The sequence below is a fragment of the Kribbella sp. NPDC049174 genome, from assembly GCF_043197365.1.
Taxonomy (GTDB): domain Bacteria; phylum Actinomycetota; class Actinomycetes; order Propionibacteriales; family Kribbellaceae; genus Kribbella.
The window spans coordinates 941,261-960,797 of the sequence record NZ_JBICSZ010000003.1; the positions used below are offsets into that span (position 1 = coordinate 941,261).

19 protein-coding genes are annotated in these 19,537 nt (G+C 68.8%); 10 read left to right on the forward strand and 9 right to left on the reverse strand.

Annotation, left to right across the window (positions count from 1 at the left end):
* The first annotated feature begins 152 nt into the window (after window positions 1–152).
* The 3 genes from ACGFIF_RS21900 to ACGFIF_RS21910 all read left to right on the forward strand — a co-directional run bounded on the left by ACGFIF_RS21900 (window position 153) and on the right by ACGFIF_RS21910 (window position 3,020).
* Window positions 153–653 (forward strand): SigE family RNA polymerase sigma factor, encoded by a 501-nt coding sequence (locus ACGFIF_RS21900; RefSeq protein ID WP_393156747.1) that lies wholly within the window; start codon window positions 153–155, stop codon window positions 651–653.
* Window positions 650–2,005, forward strand: a complete 1,356-nt coding sequence (locus ACGFIF_RS21905; protein ID WP_393156748.1) for a hypothetical protein — start codon at window positions 650–652, stop codon at window positions 2,003–2,005. Before ACGFIF_RS21900 ends, ACGFIF_RS21905 begins: the two co-directional genes overlap by 4 nt.
* A 100-nt stretch (window positions 2,006–2,105) precedes the next feature.
* On the forward strand, window positions 2,106–3,020 hold the full coding sequence (locus ACGFIF_RS21910; RefSeq protein WP_393156750.1) for an endo-beta-N-acetylglucosaminidase H: 915 nt from the start codon (window positions 2,106–2,108) through the stop codon (window positions 3,018–3,020).
* On the opposite strand, the gene ACGFIF_RS21915 is transcribed toward ACGFIF_RS21910, so the two are convergent.
* A complete protein-coding gene (locus ACGFIF_RS21915) occupies window positions 3,017–3,538 on the reverse strand; it encodes a histidine phosphatase family protein (RefSeq protein WP_393156752.1) in 522 nt (173 codons plus the stop codon). The two genes, ACGFIF_RS21910 and ACGFIF_RS21915, sit on opposite strands and share 4 nt — an antisense overlap.
* Window positions 3,539–3,637: 99 nt before the next feature.
* Here ACGFIF_RS21915 and ACGFIF_RS21920 point away from each other — a divergent pair, with 99 nt between their 5' ends.
* The 6 genes from ACGFIF_RS21920 to ACGFIF_RS21945 all read left to right on the forward strand — a co-directional run bounded on the left by ACGFIF_RS21920 (window position 3,638) and on the right by ACGFIF_RS21945 (window position 10,046).
* A complete protein-coding gene (locus tag ACGFIF_RS21920; protein WP_393156753.1) occupies window positions 3,638–5,497 on the forward strand; it encodes an acyl-CoA dehydrogenase in 1,860 nt (619 codons plus the stop codon).
* Between the two features lie 195 nt (window positions 5,498–5,692).
* Complete coding sequence (locus ACGFIF_RS21925; protein ID WP_393156754.1) at window positions 5,693–6,907, forward strand: hypothetical protein; 1,215 nt, start codon at window positions 5,693–5,695, stop codon at window positions 6,905–6,907.
* Window positions 6,904–7,557, forward strand: a complete 654-nt coding sequence (locus tag ACGFIF_RS21930; RefSeq protein WP_393156755.1) for a hypothetical protein — start codon at window positions 6,904–6,906, stop codon at window positions 7,555–7,557. Before ACGFIF_RS21925 ends, ACGFIF_RS21930 begins: the two co-directional genes overlap by 4 nt.
* A complete protein-coding gene (locus ACGFIF_RS21935; protein ID WP_393156757.1) occupies window positions 7,554–8,798 on the forward strand; it encodes a hypothetical protein in 1,245 nt (414 codons plus the stop codon). Before ACGFIF_RS21930 ends, ACGFIF_RS21935 begins: the two co-directional genes overlap by 4 nt.
* Window positions 8,799–8,912: 114 nt before the next feature.
* On the forward strand, window positions 8,913–9,683 hold the full coding sequence (locus ACGFIF_RS21940) for a DUF4097 domain-containing protein (RefSeq protein WP_393156758.1): 771 nt from the start codon (window positions 8,913–8,915) through the stop codon (window positions 9,681–9,683).
* A gap of 114 nt (window positions 9,684–9,797) precedes the next feature.
* A complete protein-coding gene (locus tag ACGFIF_RS21945; RefSeq protein WP_393156759.1) occupies window positions 9,798–10,046 on the forward strand; it encodes a DUF6458 family protein in 249 nt (82 codons plus the stop codon).
* On the opposite strand, the gene ACGFIF_RS21950 is transcribed toward ACGFIF_RS21945, so the two are convergent.
* From ACGFIF_RS21950 to ACGFIF_RS21980, 7 genes are all read right to left on the reverse strand, one after another.
* Window positions 10,036–11,814 carry an NHL domain-containing thioredoxin family protein gene (locus tag ACGFIF_RS21950; RefSeq protein ID WP_393156760.1) on the reverse strand — a complete coding sequence of 593 codons (1,779 nt, stop codon included), beginning with the start codon at window positions 11,812–11,814 and terminating at the stop codon, window positions 10,036–10,038. The two genes, ACGFIF_RS21945 and ACGFIF_RS21950, sit on opposite strands and share 11 nt — an antisense overlap.
* Before the next feature lie 44 nt (window positions 11,815–11,858).
* Window positions 11,859–13,493, reverse strand: coding sequence for a hypothetical protein (locus tag ACGFIF_RS21955; protein WP_393156762.1), 1,635 nt, complete (start codon window positions 13,491–13,493; stop codon window positions 11,859–11,861).
* Window positions 13,494–13,674: 181 nt separating this feature from the next.
* Window positions 13,675–14,580, reverse strand: a complete 906-nt coding sequence (locus ACGFIF_RS21960; protein ID WP_393156764.1) for a carbohydrate ABC transporter permease — start codon at window positions 14,578–14,580, stop codon at window positions 13,675–13,677.
* A complete protein-coding gene (locus ACGFIF_RS21965) occupies window positions 14,577–15,479 on the reverse strand; it encodes a carbohydrate ABC transporter permease (RefSeq protein ID WP_393156765.1) in 903 nt (300 codons plus the stop codon). The genes ACGFIF_RS21960 and ACGFIF_RS21965 overlap by 4 nt, the downstream gene beginning before the upstream one ends.
* 44 nt (window positions 15,480–15,523) lie before the next feature.
* Window positions 15,524–16,804, reverse strand: a complete 1,281-nt coding sequence (locus ACGFIF_RS21970; protein ID WP_393156767.1) for an ABC transporter substrate-binding protein — start codon at window positions 16,802–16,804, stop codon at window positions 15,524–15,526.
* Between the two features lie 217 nt (window positions 16,805–17,021).
* Window positions 17,022–18,053 (reverse strand): zinc-dependent alcohol dehydrogenase family protein, encoded by a 1,032-nt coding sequence (locus ACGFIF_RS21975; protein WP_393156769.1) that lies wholly within the window; start codon window positions 18,051–18,053, stop codon window positions 17,022–17,024.
* A gap of 4 nt (window positions 18,054–18,057) precedes the next feature.
* Window positions 18,058–18,498, reverse strand: coding sequence for a deazaflavin-dependent nitroreductase (locus tag ACGFIF_RS21980; protein WP_393156771.1), 441 nt, complete (start codon window positions 18,496–18,498; stop codon window positions 18,058–18,060).
* Window positions 18,499–18,559: 61 nt separating this feature from the next.
* On the opposite strand from ACGFIF_RS21980, the gene ACGFIF_RS21985 reads away from it, so the two are divergent.
* The gene (locus ACGFIF_RS21985) at window positions 18,560–19,024 is read left to right on the forward strand and encodes a MarR family winged helix-turn-helix transcriptional regulator (RefSeq protein WP_393156773.1); all 465 of its coding nucleotides are present in this window, start codon (window positions 18,560–18,562) and stop codon (window positions 19,022–19,024) included.
* Here ACGFIF_RS21985 and ACGFIF_RS21990 read toward each other — a convergent pair.
* Window positions 19,009–19,527, reverse strand: coding sequence for a flavin reductase family protein (locus tag ACGFIF_RS21990; RefSeq protein WP_393156775.1), 519 nt, complete (start codon window positions 19,525–19,527; stop codon window positions 19,009–19,011). The genes ACGFIF_RS21985 and ACGFIF_RS21990 overlap by 16 nt on opposite strands.
* Window positions 19,528–19,537: the final 10 nt, after the last annotated feature.

A 19,537-nucleotide genomic window follows, 5' to 3' on the forward strand; every position in this document is an offset into this window, starting at 1 on the left:
CGGGTCCTCTCCTCCTGGGCCCCCGGTAAGTTTTTCCCTCCCTCGACGTACATCTTCGTCCATTAGTCACACCGGCCGCGACCCGGGGATGCAACCTTCCGGACGCCGCCGGTGTCTACCTGCTGACAGACCAGATGACCGAGGAGGGGCGGATGGTCACCCGCGGTGACGACTTCGACGACTTCGTCCGTGGCAGCTCGACCCGGCTGCTAAGGACCGCCGTACTGCTCACCGGCGACCGGGCCGCGGCCGAGGATCTCGTCCAGGAGATGTACGAGCGGGTGTACGTGCGCTGGCGGCGGATCCACACCGCTCCCGAGGCCTACGCCCGCAAGACCCTCGCCAACCTGGCCGCCAACCGCTGGCGCAGCAAGGGACGCAAGCCAGAGGTCGCCCTGGCCGACCGCCACGACGCGCCCACCCCGGACGGCACCGAGGGCTTCGCTGTCCGCGATCAACTGCTGACCGCACTCCAGGAGCTCCCGCCGCGGCAACGCGCGGTCGTCGTCCTGCGGTACTACGAGGACCTCACCGAAGCCCAGACCGCCGAGGCTCTCGGCTGTTCGCTCGGCACGGTGAAGAGCCAGACCTCTCGCGCCCTCGACCGGCTCCGCCTGATCACCGAACCCGCCTTCCTGGAAGGACTGCGATGACCGAGACCGATCTCAAGAACAGGCTGAGCGCCAGCGTCGACGACATCGAAGCGCCGCCGGACCTGCTCGACCGCGCCCGCCTCGGTGGTGCCCGCCGGCTCAGCCGCCGCCGCTTCCTCTCGCTGTCGGCCGGCACGCTCGCGGTGGCGGCCGTCAGCGGCGCAGCGGTCGGCGCTCCGACCCTGCTCGACCGCTTCGACGACGTCCCGTCCGCGGCGACGCCGGTCGACAACGACCCGTACGGCTTCCTGATGAAGGGCGCGACCCGGGGCGATCTGGCCGGCGACGCCACCTACCTCGACCAGGCCCTGACCGCCTGGCGGACCACGCACCGCAAGTCCGCGAACCACGACCGCGGCATCTTCGACCGCCTGCGCGGCGAACCGAAGGTCTACTGGGCCGGCCACACCCCCGGCGGCCGGGTCGCGATCATCGGGCAGTACTCCGATCTGCGGCACCACGACAACATCCAGCTCGACCGCGAAGGGGTCCACACCCTCGTCGGCTTCGTTGTCGACGGCAAGGACGGCAAACCCCGCGTCCTGGCCGACAGCTACCCGGCGCCCGGTGTCGGCCTGGTCACCGGAATCGTCGCCTCGAAGGGCGAGACGAAAGCACTCGTCGTCCTGGACATCGGCAAGAAGACCGGCTGGTCCCCGGGCCGGAACTACGACGAGCAAGGCGGCAGCGGCCGCGTCTACACCCCACTGCGCTTCACCGACGGCGTGGCCGTGGTGGAACTGCCGCGGGACATCGACCTTCCGGACCTCAGCATCAGCCCGCTCCCGGCCGCGGCCTTCTCCGACCAGTGGATCGCGAACGGAGGGATCGAGGCCTCGCCGCCCGAACAGGCCGGCGACCGGCGACTGTGGACCGACTTCCCCGACCGGGCCCTGTGGCCGATGACCGAGAACGCGGAGAAGTTCCGCGCCACCGCGCCCGACGTCTTCGACGCCGCCCTCGACCCGGTCACCGACAAGAACACCTACTCGCGCGCGTTCTCACTCTGGAGCGGGTACGGCGTGACGTCGACCGGGACCGCGGTGTACCTCGGCGAGCAGCAGCTCGACAACGACCCGACCCGGGTCTACGCCGTCCTCAAACCGAAGTCCGGCAAGACCACCATCGTCCCCGGCGGGATCCCCGATCGGGACGCCGTACTGCCGGTGTCGATCAAGCTCACGGCCGGCCAGGGGTGGGCGGTGGCCCGCCGGGACGCCAAGCTCTCCTACCGGTACGACGGAGGCGCGTGGAGCCCGGCGCGATCGGACGCGCTCCTGGTGCCGGCCGGCTCGGAGCCGGAGGTGAAGGTGGAGGCCGGCGGCAAGGAGGAGATCGTCACCCTGCGCTGACAACCGCTTGACAGAGGGTCCCCGGCCGTCGAAGATCAGGCTGCTATACCGGTTTAGCACCGGTCATGTTTGCCCCGCCCAGCAGACCTGGAGTTGATCGATGAGCCCTGAACCCATTCGCAGAAGAACCCTGCTGTCGGCCATCGCGGCGACGACCGCGGTGGCCGGCACTGGTGCCGCGCTGCCCGCGACAGCGGCCGCGAAGCGCTGCCCGCGCGCGAAGACCGGACCGATCTCGGTGGTCTACGTCGAGGTCAACAACGAGAGCATGACGAACGCCGCCAAGTACACGCTGGCCAACGGCGGTGCCCAGGTGTTCGACGTCGCGGTCATCTTCGCGGCCAACATCAACTACGACGGTACGAACGCCTACCTGCACTTCAACGAGAACGTCCAGAACGTGCTCGACAACGTGGCCACCGAGGTCCGGCCGCTGCAGCAGAAGGGCATCAAGGTCCTGCTGTCCGTCCTCGGCAACCACCAGGGCGCCGGCTTCGCGAACTTCCCGTCCCAGCAGGCCGCGGACGCCTTCGCCCAGCAGTTGGCCGACGCGGTGACGACGTACGGACTCGACGGCATCGACTTCGACGACGAGTACGCCGAGTACGGCAACAACGGCACCGGCCAGCCGAACGACAGCTCGTTCGTCTACCTCGTCTCGGCCCTGCGCCAGAAGCTGCCGAACAAGCTCATCACGCTGTACGACATCGGCCCGGCCTCGGATCGCCTGACCTACAACGGCGTGAGCATCGCGAACACCTTCGACTACGCCTGGAACCCGTACTACGGCACCTGGGCCGTCCCAAGCGGCCCGAGCGACAAGTCCCGCCTCTCGCCGGCGGCCGTGTCGTTCACCGCGACCAGTTCGTCCACCGCCGCGACCCTGGCCCAGCGCACGGTCAACGAGGGGTACGGCGTCTTCCTCACCTACAACCTGACCGCGGCGAACACGGCGACGTACATCTCGGCGTTCACCAACAAGCTCTACGGCAGCGCCGCCGTCTACAAACCCTAGACCTCGTACTCCCAGCCTGGTCGCCAGTCGAACGGGGCGGCGACCAGGTCTTCGAGGGAAGCGCGACTGCCCAGAAGGTGATCGAGGGACCAGCGGTTCGCCGAATGCGCGACCACGAGCACCTTCTGGCCGTTGTGCCAGCGCTTGAGGTCCTCGAGGAACGAGCGGGTCAGCTCCATCACCTCGAAGTAGCTCTGCCCACCGGGGAACGGTGTGTGCACCCGCTGCGCCCGCGGCTCGAGGGCACTCCGCGGCGATCCGTTGAGCGACCCGTAGTTGCACTCGCGCAACCGCCAGTCCTGGAAGTGCGGCATCTTCAGACCGGCCGCCTCGACGGTGTGCACCGCCCGGCGCAGGTCCGAACTGAAGACGACGTCGACGTCCTGCCGCCGGCCGCCCAGCTCCGCCGCCTCCCGGAGCCCCGCTTCGGAGAGCTCGCCGGGCAGCCACCCGGTCGCGATCCCCCGCTCGTTGTCGAGAGTTGTCGAGTGTGTCTCGTACACCAGCCTGACCTTCACCGGACAAGCCTCACAGAGAATCGTCCTTTGCCTTCGTTACCCGTGGGTATATACTTAAGTTACTCGTGAGTACGATGCTGCGAAGAGGTAGGGGACCCTGTGAACCACTACAAGTCGAATCTGCGGGACATCGAGTTCAACCTGCTCGAGGTCCTGGGCCGGGACGAGGTGCTTGGTCAGGGCCCGTACGCCGAGATGGATGTCGACACCGCCCGTGAGGTGCTGGCCGAGATCGACCGGCTGGCCAAGCACGAGCTGGCCGAGTCGTTCGCCGAGGCCGACCGCAATCCGCCGGTCTTCGACGCCGAGGCGCATGAGGTTCGGATGCCGGAGGCGTTCAAGAAGAGCTACCACGCCTACATGGACGCCGAATGGTTCAAGCTCGAGCTGCCGGCCGAGCTGGGCGGTCAGCCGACGCCTCCGTCGCTGCGCTGGGCCGCCGCCGAGCTGGTGCTGGGCGCCAACCCGCCGGTGCACATGTACGCCGCCGGCCCCAACTTCGCGCACGTGCTCTGGCGCAACGGCACCGAGCGGGACCAGAAGATCGCGCACCACATCATCGAGCGCGGCTGGGGCGCCACCATGGTGCTGACCGAGCCGGACGCCGGTTCCGACGTGGGCGCCGGCCGGACCAAGGCGACGCTGCAGGAGGACGGCAGCTGGCACATCGAGGGTGTCAAGCGGTTCATCACCTCGGGCGAGCACGACATGACCGAGAACATCGTCCACCTGGTGCTGGCCCGGCCGCAGGGCATCGAGGGTGTCGGCGGTCCCGGGACCAAGGGCCTGAGCCTGTTCGTCGTACCGAAGCACCACTTCGACCTGGAGACCGGCGAGCTGACGGGTGAGCGCAACGGCGCCTTCGTCACGAACGTCGAGAAGAAGATGGGCATCAAGGTGTCCACCACCTGCGAGATCACCTTCGGCGACGGAGTGCCGGCCAAGGGCTGGCTGCTCGGCGAGGTGCACGACGGGATCGCGCAGATGTTCCAGGTGATCGAGTACGCGCGGATGATGGTCGGCACGAAGGCGATCGCGACCCTGTCCACCGGCTACCTGAACGCGCTCGAGTACGCCAAGGAGCGGGTCCAGGGTGCCGACCTCACCCAGCCGGCCAAGGACGCGCCGCGGGTCACCATCACCCACCACCCCGACGTCCGCCGGTCGCTGCTGACCCAGAAGGCGTACGCCGAGGCGCTGCGGGCGCTGGTCCTGTTCACCGCGACGTACCAGGACCGAGCCGAGCAGGCGCGGTACGCCGGTGAGCACGACGTCCTCGCCGAGGGTGTGAACGACCTGCTGCTCCCGCTGGTCAAGGGCTACGGCTCGGAGAAGTCGTGGACACTGCTCGGCACCGAGTCACTGCAGACCTTCGGCGGCTCCGGCTTCCTGCAGGACTACCCGATCGAGCAGTACGTCCGGGACGCCAAGATCGACACCCTGTACGAGGGCACCACCGCGATCCAGGGCCAGGACCTGTTCTTCCGCAAGATCATCAAGGACCAGGGCAAGGCGCTGGGCCACCTGGCCGAGCAGATCCAGGGCTTCGTCGCCTCCGAGGCCGGCAACGGCCGGCTGAAGGAGGAGCGGGCGCTGCTGGCGAAGGGCCTGGAGGACACCCAGAAGATCCTCGGCGTGATGGGCCAGGCGCTGATGGCGAGCAACCCGCAGGCGGAGAACGGCGACCCGCGCAACATCTACAAGGTCGGCCTGAACACCTCGCGGCTGCTGTACGTGCTGGGTGACGTGGTCTGCTCCTGGCTGATGCTGCGGCAGGCCGAGGTCGCGCTGAACAAGCTCGGCGGCGAGCTGTCCCCGGCCGAGCAGGACTTCTACACCGGCAAGGTGGCCGCGGCCCAGTGGTTCGTCCGGTCCACGATGCCGTCGGTCCGGGCCGAGCGGGTCAAGGCCGAGCTCACCGACCTGGACGTGATGGACCTGCCGGAGTCCGCTTTCTGATGCCCGACTCCTCCGGCTCGGTCACTTGCGCGGATCGAGCCGGAGGCCGCCCGGGGCAGATGGATCTGCCCCCCGATCTGCCCTGGTGAGGAACCACCGCCCTGTAGGAACGTTTCTGCCCGTGGCACCACCGCGACCCTGGCTCGGCTTCCCCTGTCCGAGCCAGGGCCGTGCCATTTCGTAGGCTGTCCCGCGATGTCCCACCGCCTGCTCCGCCTCGCCGCACTGCTCGCCGTCCTGGCGTTCGTTCCTGTCCTCCCCGCACGGGCCGCCACGCCGGAGCTGCCGGACCGGATCGCCGCCGCCTGGCAGCGCGACAAGATCTACGTCGACGAGCGGTTGGGGCCGATCCCTGATCTCGATCGGATCCGCGCGGAGGCCGGCACCGTCGACTTCGCCGTGTACGTCGCGCTGGTGCCACGGACGCCGTACACGCGGGAGAAGCTGAGCGATCTGATCACGCTGCTGCAGGCTCGGGTCGGGCAGCCGGGGCTGTATGTGGTCGCCGTGGTCTCCGACGACTACTGGTCCGGGATGGAGGAGCTGTACCGGCCGGGTGGGCTGAGGGGCCGGGATCTGACCAGCGTGCAACTCGACGACGAGCGGTACCGCGACATCGTCGACGACCGGCCGGGGCCGCAGATCGTGCGGACGATCCAGCAGGCCGCGACGGCGTACGACGGTCGCCCGCTGTCCGCGATCCCGGCCGGCGATCTGGAGCCGGAGGACGAGCCGCGCGGTCCGTCGGTGACCGACCAGGAGGATCGGACGGCGTTCACCGGCATGGGGGTCGGTGCGCTGGCTGGTTTCGCGCTGACGCTGTGGCTGGCGCTGCGCCGCCGGACCCGGCCCGCCGAGCAGGTGCCCGCCGGCGGGTCACCCGTCAAGGTGACGGTGATGCAGGCCAAGGCGGACGACTGGATCAAGCGGGCGCAGCTCGCACTCGACAAGGTGGACCAGCGGCGCGGGAAGTCGGTCAAGGTGCTCGACCAGCGTGACGACGCCTACCGTCGCCTGGACGCGGCCCGCAAGCTGCGGGACGGTCAACCGGACGATCTGCTGGCGGTGACCGGCGCCTTCGTCCTGGCCCGTCAGGCCCAGCGCGGCGCCTCTGGGGCGCAGGTCCTGCCGCCGTGTTTCTTCGATCCGACCCACCAGTCCGGGACGACACCGGTCAGCTGGTCGGACGACGTCGAGGTGCCGGCCTGCCGGAAGTGCGTCCGGGTCCTCGGCAAGGGCGAGACGCCGTACGGGCTGCAGGTGTGGAAGCGGTCCGGCCTGATCGGTCGTGAGCACGTCGCGTACTGGACGCTGGATCCGGAGGACAGCCCGATGGTCGCGACCGGGTTCGGCGCGCTCTCCGACGACCTGCCCCAGCGGGTAGCGCAGGTCCAGGACGGGGTCCGATGAAACGCTTGTTGCTGTTGCTCCTGGCAACAACCTCCCTCGTGCCGGCTACGGCGTGGGCCGCGGTTCCGTCGGATCCTCGCGTGACTGCCGCGACCACAGCCTGGGCGACGCAGCCGTTGTACGTCGACCCGGACTACACGTCTCTGGTCGACGCGCCCCAGTCCGCCGAGCTACTCCGCGAGATCGAGGCCGCCCCGGTCCCGGTGTTCGTCGCCGTCGTACCGACCGGGGAGTGGTTCCAGGAAGAGGGCGACACGGAGCTGCTGGCCGGCTGGCTCGCCGCCTCCAACGACAAGCCCGGCCTCTACGTCGTGATGGACGGCAACACGACGTACGGCGTGGAGCACGAGATCGCGGCCTGGGTGCCGTCCAGCTCGTACGCGAAGGCGAGGCAGTCGATGTCCGGTCAGCTCGGCGACTACCTCGAGGACCTCAAGACCGACGAGCGGTACGACCCCAAACCGGCGCGGACCGAGCCGACCCAGCCGTATCCGGAGTCGCCGTCCGAACCGGAGCGGTTCACCGTCGGCAAGGCGATCGGCAACGGCATCGGCGGCGGCGTGGTCGGAATGCTCGGCGGCGCCCTGCTCGCCGGAATCGTGCTCGCGGTGGCGGCAGGGGTCGGACGACGACGTGGAGGAACGCAGTGAGAGCCCGGTTCGCCCTGACGGCCCTGTTGACACTGCTGGTGTCGCTGACCGCCTTACCCGCGCAGGCGCAGACGCCGGCCGAGCGCGCCCGGGAGATCGCGGCGGCGCTGGCCAAGGATCCGCTGTACGTCGATCCGGCGTACAAGTCGGCCCTACCGGGGAACCTGCGGGCCGATGTCCAGGCCAAGGCGACGGCGCTCGGGTACCCGGTCTACTCGATCGTGCTGCCGCTGGCGCCGAGCGACCCGTTCCAGGGTGAGGAGCGCAACGTGCTCACCCTGGTCATCGATGCCCTGGACAAGCCCGGCCTGTACGTCGTGGTCGACGGCGGGGGCCAGTTCCCCTGGTACGAGGCCCACAACCTGCCGCAACTGGACGAGGACAAGTTGCGCGCGGCGCGGGAGCGGGCCCTCGACGACACCGGGTACGACGCGGGGCCGACCGAGGTGCTGGCCCGGATGTACGAACTGCTGGCGGCTCCCGGGCTGCCAGCGGCCACACCCACCACCTCCCGGCCGCCCAGGTCCTCCTCGTCCGATGATTCAGAAGAGGACGACTCCTCAGCTGAAATGATCGTGCTGGTGATCGGGCTGGGGATCGCCGCGCTGGTCGGGCTCGGGCTGGTGATCGGCCTGCGTCGGCCTGGCTCGCGACACCAGGACCGGCCGCGGCGGGAGAAGCCGTTCAGCATCCCACCGCATGTGGCCGCGAGCGTTGCGGCCGGGCGACGCCGTCGCCTGACCCAGGAGACGAGTGCCGAGTTGACCACGCTGGGCTCGGAGCTGGCCGCGTTGCCTGATGCCTCGGGTGAGGGTCTGCGGCATCAGCAGGCCGCGCTCGACGCCCATCACGCCGCCGGCAAGGTGCTCGACTCGTCGGAGGATCTCGTCGATGTGGTCGGTGCGATGGTGCTGCTGGACAAGGCCCGACGTGAGTACAGCGCTGCCGTCGCGGTGGCGGCCGGCCGAAAGCTGGACGTAGTACCGGAGTTGTGTGCGTTCAATCCCTTGCACGGAAGGTCGTCCGGTCGGCCGACGCAGGTGAAGGCCGACGGGACGACGTTGACGCTACCGTTGTGTTCCGAGTGCCGGCAGGCGCTCAAGCGCGGCAAGGCGCCGGCCTCGCTGCCTGGTGACGACGGGCCCTACTGGCACGGCGACGATCTCTGGGCCCGGACCTTCTTCGGCAACCTCGACGACGACCTCGCCGCCGCCGTGTCCCGGGGCGACTACCGGTCCTGACTCAGGCCTCCCTGAGGTGGCGTTCAGGGGCGTCTCGGGGGACCTGCCTGATCCTGTGCCACCGCTTCCCGGCCTACTGTCGAGCGGACGAGGTGGGACGAGAAGGGGCGGATGATGGCGGAGAGCAAGCAGCTCGGGGCAGTGCTTCTGGTGGCCGCGGCCGGGCTGGCGTTCTGGCAGTTCGGGGACCGGGACTCCACCGACGACCACGAGATCAGCGAGAAGATCACCACGGTCCAACTGGCCGCCAAGAGCGCCGACGTCACCATCCAGGTCTCCGGCGACGACAAGACCACGGTCCAGGAGAAGCGCAGGTTCTGGCTGTGGAAGAAGGGCGACGCCTACTCGGTCGACAACGGCGTGCTGAAGCTCGACGGCGACTGCGGCTGGCAGTGCAGTGCCGACTTCGTGGTCACCGTCCCGCGCGGGACCAAGGTGACCGGCGAGAACGGCAGCGGCGACATCTCGATTGCCGGGGTCAGTGGGGTGGACGCCTCGTCCCGGTCCGGCACGATCGAGATCAGTGACGTCACCGGCGACGTGAAGGTCGACCTCACCTCGGGTGACGTCGTCGTCAAGGACCTGACCGGGAAGCTGGACGTGACGGCGACCTCCGGCGACATCGAGGCATCCGGACTCAAGGGCGGAGCGGTCAACGTCGAGACCACCTCCGGCGACCTCGAACTCGAGTTGGCCGAGGCGAACGACGTACGCGCCAAGGGCACCAGCAGCGACATCGAGGTGACCGCACCGGCCGGCAGCTGGAACGTCAGCACCGAGACTCGCAGCGGCGACGTCGGCAACCGGCTCGGCGACGACCCGAACGGCACCCACACCCTCAGCGCCACCACGACCAGCGGCGACATCGAGCTCCAGGCGCGCTAGAGCCCGGGTTTACCGCTGGGTACCCGTGGCGTAACAGACAGGGTTCGTTGATGGATTACGCCGCCCAACCGGAGTAGCGTCGAGCGTGTTGGGCGACTTCACGAGGAGGCTCGGATGAGCATCGGTGTGGGGATCTTTCTGATGGTCGTGGGTGCCATTCTGGCGTTCGCGGTCCGGGACTCGTGGGAAGCAGTCGACCTGACCGTCGTCGGCTACATCCTGATCCTGGCCGGCCTGGCCGGGATCGTGCTCTCCTTCTACATCACCAACCGGCGCCGTCGGGTCGAGACCGACGCGATCGACCCGGCGATCGAGGAAGAGTACCGGGTGGTCGAGGAGCACCACCGCGACGTCAAGGAGTAGACGCTCCGGACAGCACCAACTCGAGCCGCGTGGCGCCGTCCGGCGTCACGCGGATTGGTACGCCCCAGTCCTGCCGGTGCATGTGACAGGCGGGGAACTCGACCTCGGCGGAGTCGTCACACGAAGCGGCCTGGACGGCGACGTGCAGCACCCCGTCTCCGACGCGCTCGTCGATCACCAGCGGCCGGGCGAGATCCGTCGAGTCGCCCGCACCCTCGCGTAGCAGCGACTCGGGCGTCGACGACACCAGCAGCCGCGTCGACGGACCGTAGCGATCGTCCAGCTTCTGTCCCGGCGGCGGCGTGAACACGACCTCGAGAGTGATCTCGCCGGCCGCGATGTCCATCGGCGGCCGCTGCGTCCTGGTGCTGAACTCGTCCGCGGTCGCCGACGCGCCGAGCGGGATGCGGGTCAGCCGGTGCGCGGCCGACTCGACCACCAGCAGTTCGTTGCCGACGACAACAGCGCCGCTCGGTTCGGCGAGTCCGGTCGCCATCGTGTCGACCACGTCGGTGCGCGGGTCGTAGCGTCGTACGGCGCCGTTGTAGGTGTCGGCGATCGCGATCGAACCGTCGGGGAGGACCGTGACACCGAGCGGGTGCTGGAGCAGGGCCTCGCTCGCCTTGCCGTCGCGCAGGCCGAAGTCGAACAGGCCGGTGCCGACGGCGGTGTGCACCTCGGTGTCGATCCAGCGCAGCGCGGAGATCTCCGAGTCGGCCAGCCAGAGGCGATCACCGTCGACGGCCAGACCACTGGTCTGGGCGAACCACGCCTCCTTCAGCGCGCCGTCCTTCAGCCCTTCATTGGTGGTGCCGGCGGCAACTTCCGTGGTGCCGGTGAAGGGATCGAAGGTCCACAGCTGGTGTACGCCGGCCATCGCGATCCAGACCTTGTCCTGCCACCAGGCGACATCCCAGGGCGAGCTCAGGACGTCGGTGCCGTCGCCGTCCATCCATTGCTTGCCGGTGCCGACCAGGGTGGTGACCTGGCCGGTCTCCAGGGTGATCCCCCGCAGGGCGTGGTTCACCGTGTCGGCGACGACGACGTCGTACCCGAGTTTGCTCGCGACGTCTGCGGGGAGGACGGTGAGGCCGTTCGGCTCCGAGAAGGCGGGCTGGTCCCCGTCGGTGAATCCGCGGGTGCCGGTGCCGAAGCGTCGTACCACGGTGGTCGCGTCCTCGGCGAGCTGGACGATGCTGTGGTTCCCCGCGTCGGCGACCAGGAACCCGTTGTCCAGGGCAACCACCTTGGCGGGGAAGCGCAGGTCACCGGCCTCGGGCTCCGGAGCGACGTACGGCGACTGACCTCGCGTCAGCGTGCCGGCCTGCTCGTGCTCGGCGATCAGCTCGGCCAGCTGAGCATCCAGGGCGTGCGCGTGCCCTTCACCCGAGTATTGGGCGACGATGTAGCCGTTCGGGTCCACCAGCACGAGCGTCGGCCAGGCCCGAGCCGTGTAGTTCTGCCAGGTCACCAGCTCGGGATCATCCAGCACCGGATGCCCCACCTCGTACCGCTCCACCGCGGCCCGAACCGCCGCCTCTTCCCCTTCATGCGCGAACTTCGGCGAGTGCACCCCCACGATCACCAGCGCGTCGCCGTACTTCTCCTCCAACGGCCGCAACTCGTCCAGCACATGCAGGCAGTTGATACAGCAGAAGGTCCAGAAGTCGAGGAGCAGGAACCGCCCCCGGAAGTCCGAGAGCGACAGCTCCCGCCCACCCGTGTTCAACCACCCACGACCCCTGAGCTCCGGCGCACGCAAATACATGTCCCCATTCTGCGCCGGGGTTCAACCGACCCCTCTCGCCGGGGTCAGCGAGGCAGGATGAGGGTGTCGGTGAGGAGTTTGGCGGTTTTGCGGAGGGTGGCCGGGCTGGAGGAGAGGTCGGCGGCCAGGGCGTAGGGGGTCAGGGGTTCGCCGGGGCCGACCAGGCGGTGGCGGTGGGCGAGGAGCCAGACGATGGCTCGGGGCCAGGTGGAGAGGCGCGCCTTGGCGAGGAGGTCGGGGGCGTCGCGGACCAGGCGTTCGGCGATGTCGAAGGCGTCCGGGGCGTACGTCGAGCCGAGGGTCTCGCCGGCCATCAGCCAGGCGTGCGGGGCCAGCACCGACAAGGTCGCCGCCTGAGACTTGTCCAGGCCCTCGAGGTCCGGTTGCGGCGGTGAACCCAGGCCGGACAGGGCTCGGTAAGCGTCCTCGAGGTCATTGGTAGTGTCGTCGAGGAAGACACGTTCACCCGGTTTGGAGCCGATCGGGTCGATCATCGCCGCGGCCTCGAGCGCCGGGGTCCACACGTCCACCGCGTCGACCGCTTCGTCGATCGCGTCCAGCGCCAGCCCGGTCCGCTCCCCCGCGAACTCCAGCCACGCCTTCACCACCAGGGGAACCGCCTCGAAGTAGGTGCTGTCGGCAAGCACCTTCCGCGGCAGCCAGTGCGCGAGGAACAGCTCCACCAGTACGGCGCTGACCCGCAGCGGCCCCCCGACGGTGTGGTCCACCGCGTGGTCGATCCACAACCGGACGATGTCGGCCGCGTCGTCGGGCAGGTCCACGGCGTACTGCGAGTCGAGGAACTCGTCGACCAGCTGCTCCCGCTGCTTCGGTGACAGCAACGGCCGGATCGGTGGGCGAATAGGCCGCTCGGGCAACTGGGTCAGCCGGTTCACCAGGAGTCCGGAGAAGAACTCGAAATCCTCGGTCACCGGCGGATCGTCGTAGTCGTTGGTCTCGCCGAGCGCCTGCAGGATGATGCCGGCCGCGGTCGGCGGCCGGACCGTCCGGATGGTCACCCGGCCACCGCGCTGGTACGCCTCCAGGACCCGGTCCACCGGCGGCCCGACGAACACGTCCTTGACGATGGCGCCGAGGTTGTTGTCGATGAAGACGACCACGGTGTGCGGATGCTGCTCGTCGTCATAGTCGAGTACGACGCTCAGCCCGTCACCGGTGATGTCCTCCGACACGATCGCGCTGGTCAGTCGGAAGCCGGCGATCCGCGTCACCCACTCGGGCACCTCGGCCTCGGTCCGCAACCGGGACAGGTGGGCCCGCTGCAGCGGCAGCCGCCCGGCGGGACCGACCGTGCGGGCCAGACTCGTCAACAGGACAAAGGATTGCGGGTCACGGCGCTCGCCGAGCACCCGGGCGGCATCGGCCCAGAAGAACCGCTCCACCTCGCCGATCTCGTCCGGCCGCCCGGCCGGCCACAGCTGGTCGGCGAGCATCGCGGCGGACCGCGCGACCGAGGCCTCCGCGATCACCGGGTGCAGGGCCCGGGGTGCGGCGGCCAGATCGAGGGACAGCGTTTCCAGCAAGGTTTCCAGCACGGCGACACTCGGCGTGGTGTCGACGTCGACACCCGCCGTGGGCCGGTGGGTCGGGCCTGGCGTGGAGCCGACCAGCCGCAAGTGGCTTGGTCGTCCGTCCCGGCCTCGTGGTGACTTGGTCACGTCCGCGACATTACCGTCCAGCCCCAGTCCGCCGCAGGCCCGTGCGCGCGTCCTGTGGATAAGTACGTCGACACGCCGTCACCACACGACTGCGGCCCGTGCAGTGCTTTTGGCCGGGCCTCCGGCGCCGGCGTGGTCATGGGGCCTTGGCTCCCGGCCCCATGACCTCGATCGGACCTGTTCAGCCCTTCAGGGCGCCTGCCATCAGGCCGCCGATGAACCAGCGCCCGAGCAGGATGTATACCAGCAGGGTCGGGAACGAGGTGATCAGCGCACCCGCCATGCTGGCCGCGTAGTCGACCTTCTGCCCGCCGGCCAGCGCGGCCAGGCCCAGCGTGACCGGGCCGTTCTGCTGCTGGGTGAGGAACAGCGCGAACAGGAAGTCGTTCCAGACCGAGGTGAACTGCCAGATCAGCGTCACCACGAACCCGGAGATGGAGATCGGCAGGATGATCCGGGCGTAGGTCTGGATCAGCCCGGCACCGTCGACCCGGGCCGACTCGATGATCTCGTTCGGCACGATGGTGGCGTAGTAGTTCCGGAAGATCAGCGTGCAGATCGGGATGCCGTAGATGACGTGGGCGATGATGAGGGTCGGTACGCCGCGGGTCACGTCCAGCTCGGTGAACGTCGTCCGCAGCGGCAGCATCACCGCCTGGTAGGGGATGAACATCCCGAACAGGATGAACGCGAACACCAGGTTCGCGCCCGGGAACCGCCAGCGGGCCAGCACGAACCCGTTCGCGGACCCGATCATCGACGAGATGATCGCGGCCGGGATCGCGAGCGAGAGCGACCGGACCATGTACGGCTGCAATGTGTCCCACGCCTTGCGCCACGGCTCCAGCGTCCACGTCTCCGGCAACGACCACTGCGCGGCGGCGGTGGTGTCGCTGGACGTCTTGAAGCTGCCGATCACCACGACGTACACCGGAGTCAGGACGAACAGCAGGAAGAGCAGCAGCAGGAGGTAGCGGATCGTCCTGCTTCGCCGGGTCGAACCGTCGGCGATCGTGCTCCGCTGCGGCTTCTGGCGAATCGCCGCGGCGGCCTTGCCGGTCGCGGCGGGGGCGTCTGCGGCCGTCATTCTTCGCTCTCCTGCCGGACGGTGTACGCGACGTACGGGATGACGAGGACAGCGACAACAGCCAGCAGGACGATCGCGATCGCGGCCGCCTTGGCCATGTCACCGCGGAGCAACGTGTTCCACATGTAGATCGACGGCACCTCGGTCCGGAACTGGTTCGGCCCGGTGATCGCGTAGATCAGGTCGAACAGCTTCAGCGACATGTGGCCGAGGATGATCAGGGCCGACAGGGCGATCGGCGACAGCTGCGGGAACAGCACGTGCCGGTAGAGCTTGAACTCACTCGCACCGTCGACCCGGGCCGCCTCCCGTAGCTCCGGCGGAATGCCCCGGAACCCGGCCAGGAACAGGGCCATGATGTAGCCGGACAGCTGCCAGACCGCGGGTAACGCGATCGCCATCATGGTGGTCCATCTGCTGCCCGCGGTCCACCAGGGATTCTCCAGGAGATTGAGCTGGAGGATCGAGAACAGCCGGTTCAGGCCGCGCGCGTCCTCACCCTGGGACGGGTTCAGCAACCAGCCCCACACCACCCCGGAGGCGATCATCGAGATCGCCATCGGGAACAGGAAGATCGACCGGAACACGCCCTCGCCGGTGACCCCCTTCTCCAGCAGCAACGCCCAGAGCACGCCGAAGATCAGCGTGCCCACGATGAACGCCACCGTGAGCACGCCGAGGTTCTTCAGCGAGTTGAGGAACCGCTCCTCGCCGAACAGGTTCGCGTAGTTCTCGAACCCGACATAGTCGACCGGGCCGCCCCTGCGGGCGGTGTGCCGGTCGGTCAGCGAGGTGTTGAACGTCCAGGCGATCAGCCCGTAGACGAAGTACCCGAGCAACAGCACCGTCGGCAGCAGCACCAGGGCGCCCGGGCCCCAGGTGCGGATTCTTCCGTGCATGGCTCAGTCCTCCGAACCGACGCCGGTCCGCAACTCGGCCGGCATCAGCTCGTCTTCATCGCATTGCCGAGCGCCGTCTGCAGTTGGGCGACGTTCTGGCTGCCGCTGAACTGGCTGATCGCGGACAGGATGTCGTTGTTCTGGCCGAGCGTGCAGGCGGCGCCGTGCGCGCAGGACGGAACGATCTTGTCCTTCTTCCAGTCGGCCATCGCCGACTGCTGGTACTTCGGGTAGTCCGCCGGGACCGCGTCCGAACGGGCCGGGATCGAGCCCTTCTTGGTGTTGAACGCCTTCTGGCCCTCGGCCGAGCCGGTGACCTTCAGCCAGCACTTCGCGCCCTCCGGGTCCTGCCCGTTGGTCGGCAACGTGAAGGAGTCCGCCAGGTACTGGAAGTTGCCCGCCGTCCCCGGAGCCGGCCAGTAGGTGTAGGCCGTGTCCGGAATCTTGTCGGCCAGCTGCTGCGCGGCGACCCAGTCACCCATCAGCGTGTAGCCCGCCTGGCCCTTGTTCACGTACTGCAGCGCGTCCGGCCAGTCGATCGCCTCGCGGTCGGCGTTGGTGTAGGACAGCAGCGTCTTGTACTTGTTCAGCGCGGCGGTCACGTTCGCGCCGGCCCAGTCCGTCTTGCCGTTCCACAGGCCGGTGAACGCGTCCGGGCCCAGTTCGGCCAGCAGCACGGCCTCGACCAGCATCTCCTGGGCGAAGCCCTTGGAGATGGCCAGCGGCGCCTTCACGCCGGCGGCCTTCAGCTTCTCCAGGTCCGCGATCCAGGCGTCCACGTTGGCCGGCGCGGTGGCGCCGTCGAGGTTCGCCTTCTTCAGGACGGTCGGGTTGGCCCAGACCACGTTCGCGCGGTGCACGTTGGCCGGGATCGAGTAGATCTTGCCGTCGACGGTCAGGTTGTCGATCAGGCTCTGCGGGAAGGCCTTGTCCAGACCGAACTCCTGGTAGAGACCGCTGACGTCGTCGACCTGACCAGCCTTGATGTAGTCGCCCAACTCGGCGCCGGCGTGCGCCTGGAACGTCGACGGCGGCTTGCCCGCGGCGAGGTCGTTCGCCAGCACCTGCTTGGCGTTCGACCCGGCACCACCGGCGACCGCGGAGTTGACGAACTTGTAGTCCTTGCACTCGGTACCGAACACCGAGACCAGCCCGTCCAGACCGGCCTTCTCACCACCGTCGGCCCACCAGGTGAAGACGGTGACGTCCTTGCTGGCCGCCGAGTCCCCACCCCCGCCGCCGTCGTCGCTGTTTCCGCAGGCACTGACCGCGAGAAGACCCGCCGCACCCAGCACCGCGACGGTCTTCCTCAGACCACCACGCATGATTTCACTCTCCGATCAGTTCATGGAAGCCGCCTGTGACAACGATGCCCCCTTGACGGGCCAACTGTGGACACGCCGCGCACCGGGTGTCAACGATCCGCGCAGGCGCGTTGCGCAGCCGTGACCCCCGGCGGCCCAGCGTGTGAGAGCGCGCACATTCAGCGCCCGATCGGGCACCTCGCGCAATGAGCTTGCGCGTTTGTGACGGTGTTGGTGACTACGGAGTGAGCAGAACCTTGATCGCCCGGCGCTCGTGCATGGCTTTATAGCCCTCGGCCACATCCGCCAGCGGCAGCTCGGAGTCGAACACGAGCCCCGGATTGATCTCGCCGGCCAGTACGTCGGCCATCAGATCGGGCAGGTACGCCCGAGTCGGCGCCATCCCGCCGGCCAGCCCGACATTGCGGCTGAACATCGTCCCGATCGGCACATCGACCCCGTGCGGTACGCCGACGAACCCGACCGTGGCTCCCGCCCGCGCGACGTCGAAGGCGGTCGTCATCGCCTGCCCGGTCCCGACACACTCGAGTACGGCGTCCGCCCCCACCCCACCGGTCAGCTCCAGTACGGCGTCCCGCGCATCGTCACCGCGTTCGGCAATGATGTCCGTGGCACCGAATTCCCGCGCAAGCTTCTGACGAGGCTCGTGCCGCGACATCGCCACCACTCGCTCGGCACCCATCCGCGCCGCAGCCAGTACGCCGCACAGGCCGACAGCTCCGTCACCGACCACGACCACGGTGTCCCCCGCCTTCACCCGTGCGGCACGAGCGGCGTGCCAGCCGGTGCCCATCACGTCGGAGAGTGTGAGCAACGACGGGACGAGCGCGTTGTCGGGCACCTCGGGTGTGGCGACCAGCGTGCCGTCGGCGTACGGGAGCTTGACGTACTCCCCCTGACCACCGTCGGCCCGGCTGCCGCCGTAGCCGACCAGGTTCTGGCACGCGGTCTGGTAGCCGGCGAGACAGTGCGGGCAGGTCCCGTCGCTCACCACGAACGGCGCGATCACGAAGTCGCCCGGCTTGACGGTCCGGACGTCGCTGCCGATCTCCTCGACGATGCCGACGAACTCGTGCCCGATTCGGCTGCCCGGCCTGATCTTGTTCTCCCCGCGGTACGGCCACAGGTCCGAACCACAGATGCACGAGGCAACGACCTTGACCACCGCGTCCGTCGGCCCCTCGATCCGCGGATCGGGGACGTCGCTCAGCCGGATGTCGTACGGCGCGTGAATCGTGGTCGCTCGCATGGGCTCACCCTACGAGAAACACCACGCACCCCGGTGCGGCCGCTTCGAACTCGTCCGGCGAACCAGAAGTGACCGCGCCGACGCGGATGAAGAACGACACCCCGCCGGGCACCTCGGTCGGGAACGCCCGGAGCACCGCCGCCTTCTCCACCGGATCTGCCACCTCCGCCAACCGGACCCGCTCGGACTTCCGGCCGGCGGCGAGCAGACCCCATCCGGAGGCCTGGGCATTGCGCACCCAGTCCGACGTCGGCAGCGGACTCAGGATGTACCGCTTGCCGTCGACGGTCAGCGGCGACACCGGCGTCGTCCGCATCGCACCGGTCGAGCGGCCGGGCACGGACAGGACGTGGATGGTCCCGAGCGGCAGACCGGTGCGGGACAGGAGCTTGACCAGCCGGTTCACCGGCTTCAGCCAGCCGGGCAGGGGTGTCGTGACAGCCATCGCAGCGCCTCCAGATTATTTCGATGATCGAAAGATTCTCGACGATGGTAGATTATTTCGAGTGTCGAAACAAACGTTGATCGCCGAGATCACCGAGGCGGTGGTGCGGTTCCAGAACGCGACCGATCGAGTGGACGCGGCGGCGGCCGACGTGCTCGGCGTGAACCGGACCGACCTGCTCTGCATCGGCCTGCTGCTCCGCGACGGCGGCATGACCGCGGGACTGCTGGCGGTCGAGGCAGGCCTGAGCCCGGCCGCGACGACGGCCGCGATCGAGCGGCTGGAGAATTCCGGGTACGCCGTACGCGCCAAGGACGCGGCCGATCGTCGCCGGGTCCTGGTGACCGCGACCCCGCTGGCCGAGGAACGGGTCGAGAAGCTCTACGGTCCGGTCAGGCCGGCGGGAACGGCGCTACTGTCCCGCTACACCCGGACGGAGTTGGAGACGATCCAGCGCTTCCTGGTCCAGGGTGAGGAATTCCAGGACCAGCAGGCGGAACGCATCCGGGGTCAGAGGGAGAAGTAGCGACCGCGGCGGTGAATCAAGGCCGGGGTCTCGTCGGGTGAGAGCTCCACATGGACGATCTCCAACTGGACCAGGAGCGCCCAGCCGGCCTCCGGCGGATCGGTGGAGACCAGGGTGCAGCCGGCCCAGGCGCTGACGCCGACCGGCGCCGGACCCCAGGCAGTGTCGGTCCACTCGATCATCCGGAACGGGCCGCCGGGGGCCGGTGCGACGTAGCCGAACGCGTCGGCGAGCTGCTGGTGCCCCTCGCCGAGCAGGGAGACCACCGCGGTCCTTGCCTGACGCAACGTTTCCCAGAGGTCCGAGTCCGGGTCGATCAGGCCGATCACCGCCCCCGGCTCACCGTCGGCGACCAGCATCGACGACACCGTGAGGCCGGCCCGCTTCCCGTCGTACACGGTGGTCCACAACCCGACCGGTGACGGCAGTCGTCCGCGCAGCCGCCGTACCGGACTCCGCTCGGACTCGGGCGGCAAGAACGGGTGATCGCCGTGGATCGTCATACCCGCACGG

Excerpts from the sequence above, each read along its gene's own strand:
- ACGFIF_RS21900 (WP_393156747.1), top strand. The coding sequence starts at position 153 with ATGGTCACCCGCGGTGACGACTTCGACGACTTCGTCCGTGGCAGCTCG.
- ACGFIF_RS21905 (WP_393156748.1), top strand. The coding sequence starts at position 650 with ATGACCGAGACCGATCTCAAGAACAGGCTGAGCGCCAGCGTCGACGAC.
- ACGFIF_RS21910 (WP_393156750.1), top strand. The coding sequence starts at position 2,106 with ATGAGCCCTGAACCCATTCGCAGAAGAACCCTGCTGTCGGCCATCGCG.
- ACGFIF_RS21925 (WP_393156754.1), top strand. The coding sequence starts at position 5,693 with ATGTCCCACCGCCTGCTCCGCCTCGCCGCACTGCTCGCCGTCCTGGCG.
- ACGFIF_RS21930 (WP_393156755.1), top strand. The coding sequence starts at position 6,904 with ATGAAACGCTTGTTGCTGTTGCTCCTGGCAACAACCTCCCTCGTGCCG.
- ACGFIF_RS21940 (WP_393156758.1), top strand. The coding sequence starts at position 8,913 with ATGGCGGAGAGCAAGCAGCTCGGGGCAGTGCTTCTGGTGGCCGCGGCC.
- ACGFIF_RS21945 (WP_393156759.1), top strand. The coding sequence starts at position 9,798 with ATGAGCATCGGTGTGGGGATCTTTCTGATGGTCGTGGGTGCCATTCTG.
- ACGFIF_RS21950 (WP_393156760.1), bottom strand. The coding sequence starts at position 11,814 with ATGTATTTGCGTGCGCCGGAGCTCAGGGGTCGTGGGTGGTTGAACACG.
- ACGFIF_RS21960 (WP_393156764.1), bottom strand. The coding sequence starts at position 14,580 with ATGACGGCCGCAGACGCCCCCGCCGCGACCGGCAAGGCCGCCGCGGCG.
- ACGFIF_RS21965 (WP_393156765.1), bottom strand. The coding sequence starts at position 15,479 with ATGCACGGAAGAATCCGCACCTGGGGCCCGGGCGCCCTGGTGCTGCTG.
- ACGFIF_RS21970 (WP_393156767.1), bottom strand. The coding sequence starts at position 16,804 with ATGCGTGGTGGTCTGAGGAAGACCGTCGCGGTGCTGGGTGCGGCGGGT.
- ACGFIF_RS21975 (WP_393156769.1), bottom strand. The coding sequence starts at position 18,053 with ATGCGAGCGACCACGATTCACGCGCCGTACGACATCCGGCTGAGCGAC.
- ACGFIF_RS21980 (WP_393156771.1), bottom strand. The coding sequence starts at position 18,498 with ATGGCTGTCACGACACCCCTGCCCGGCTGGCTGAAGCCGGTGAACCGG.
- ACGFIF_RS21990 (WP_393156775.1), bottom strand. The coding sequence starts at position 19,527 with ATGACGATCCACGGCGATCACCCGTTCTTGCCGCCCGAGTCCGAGCGG.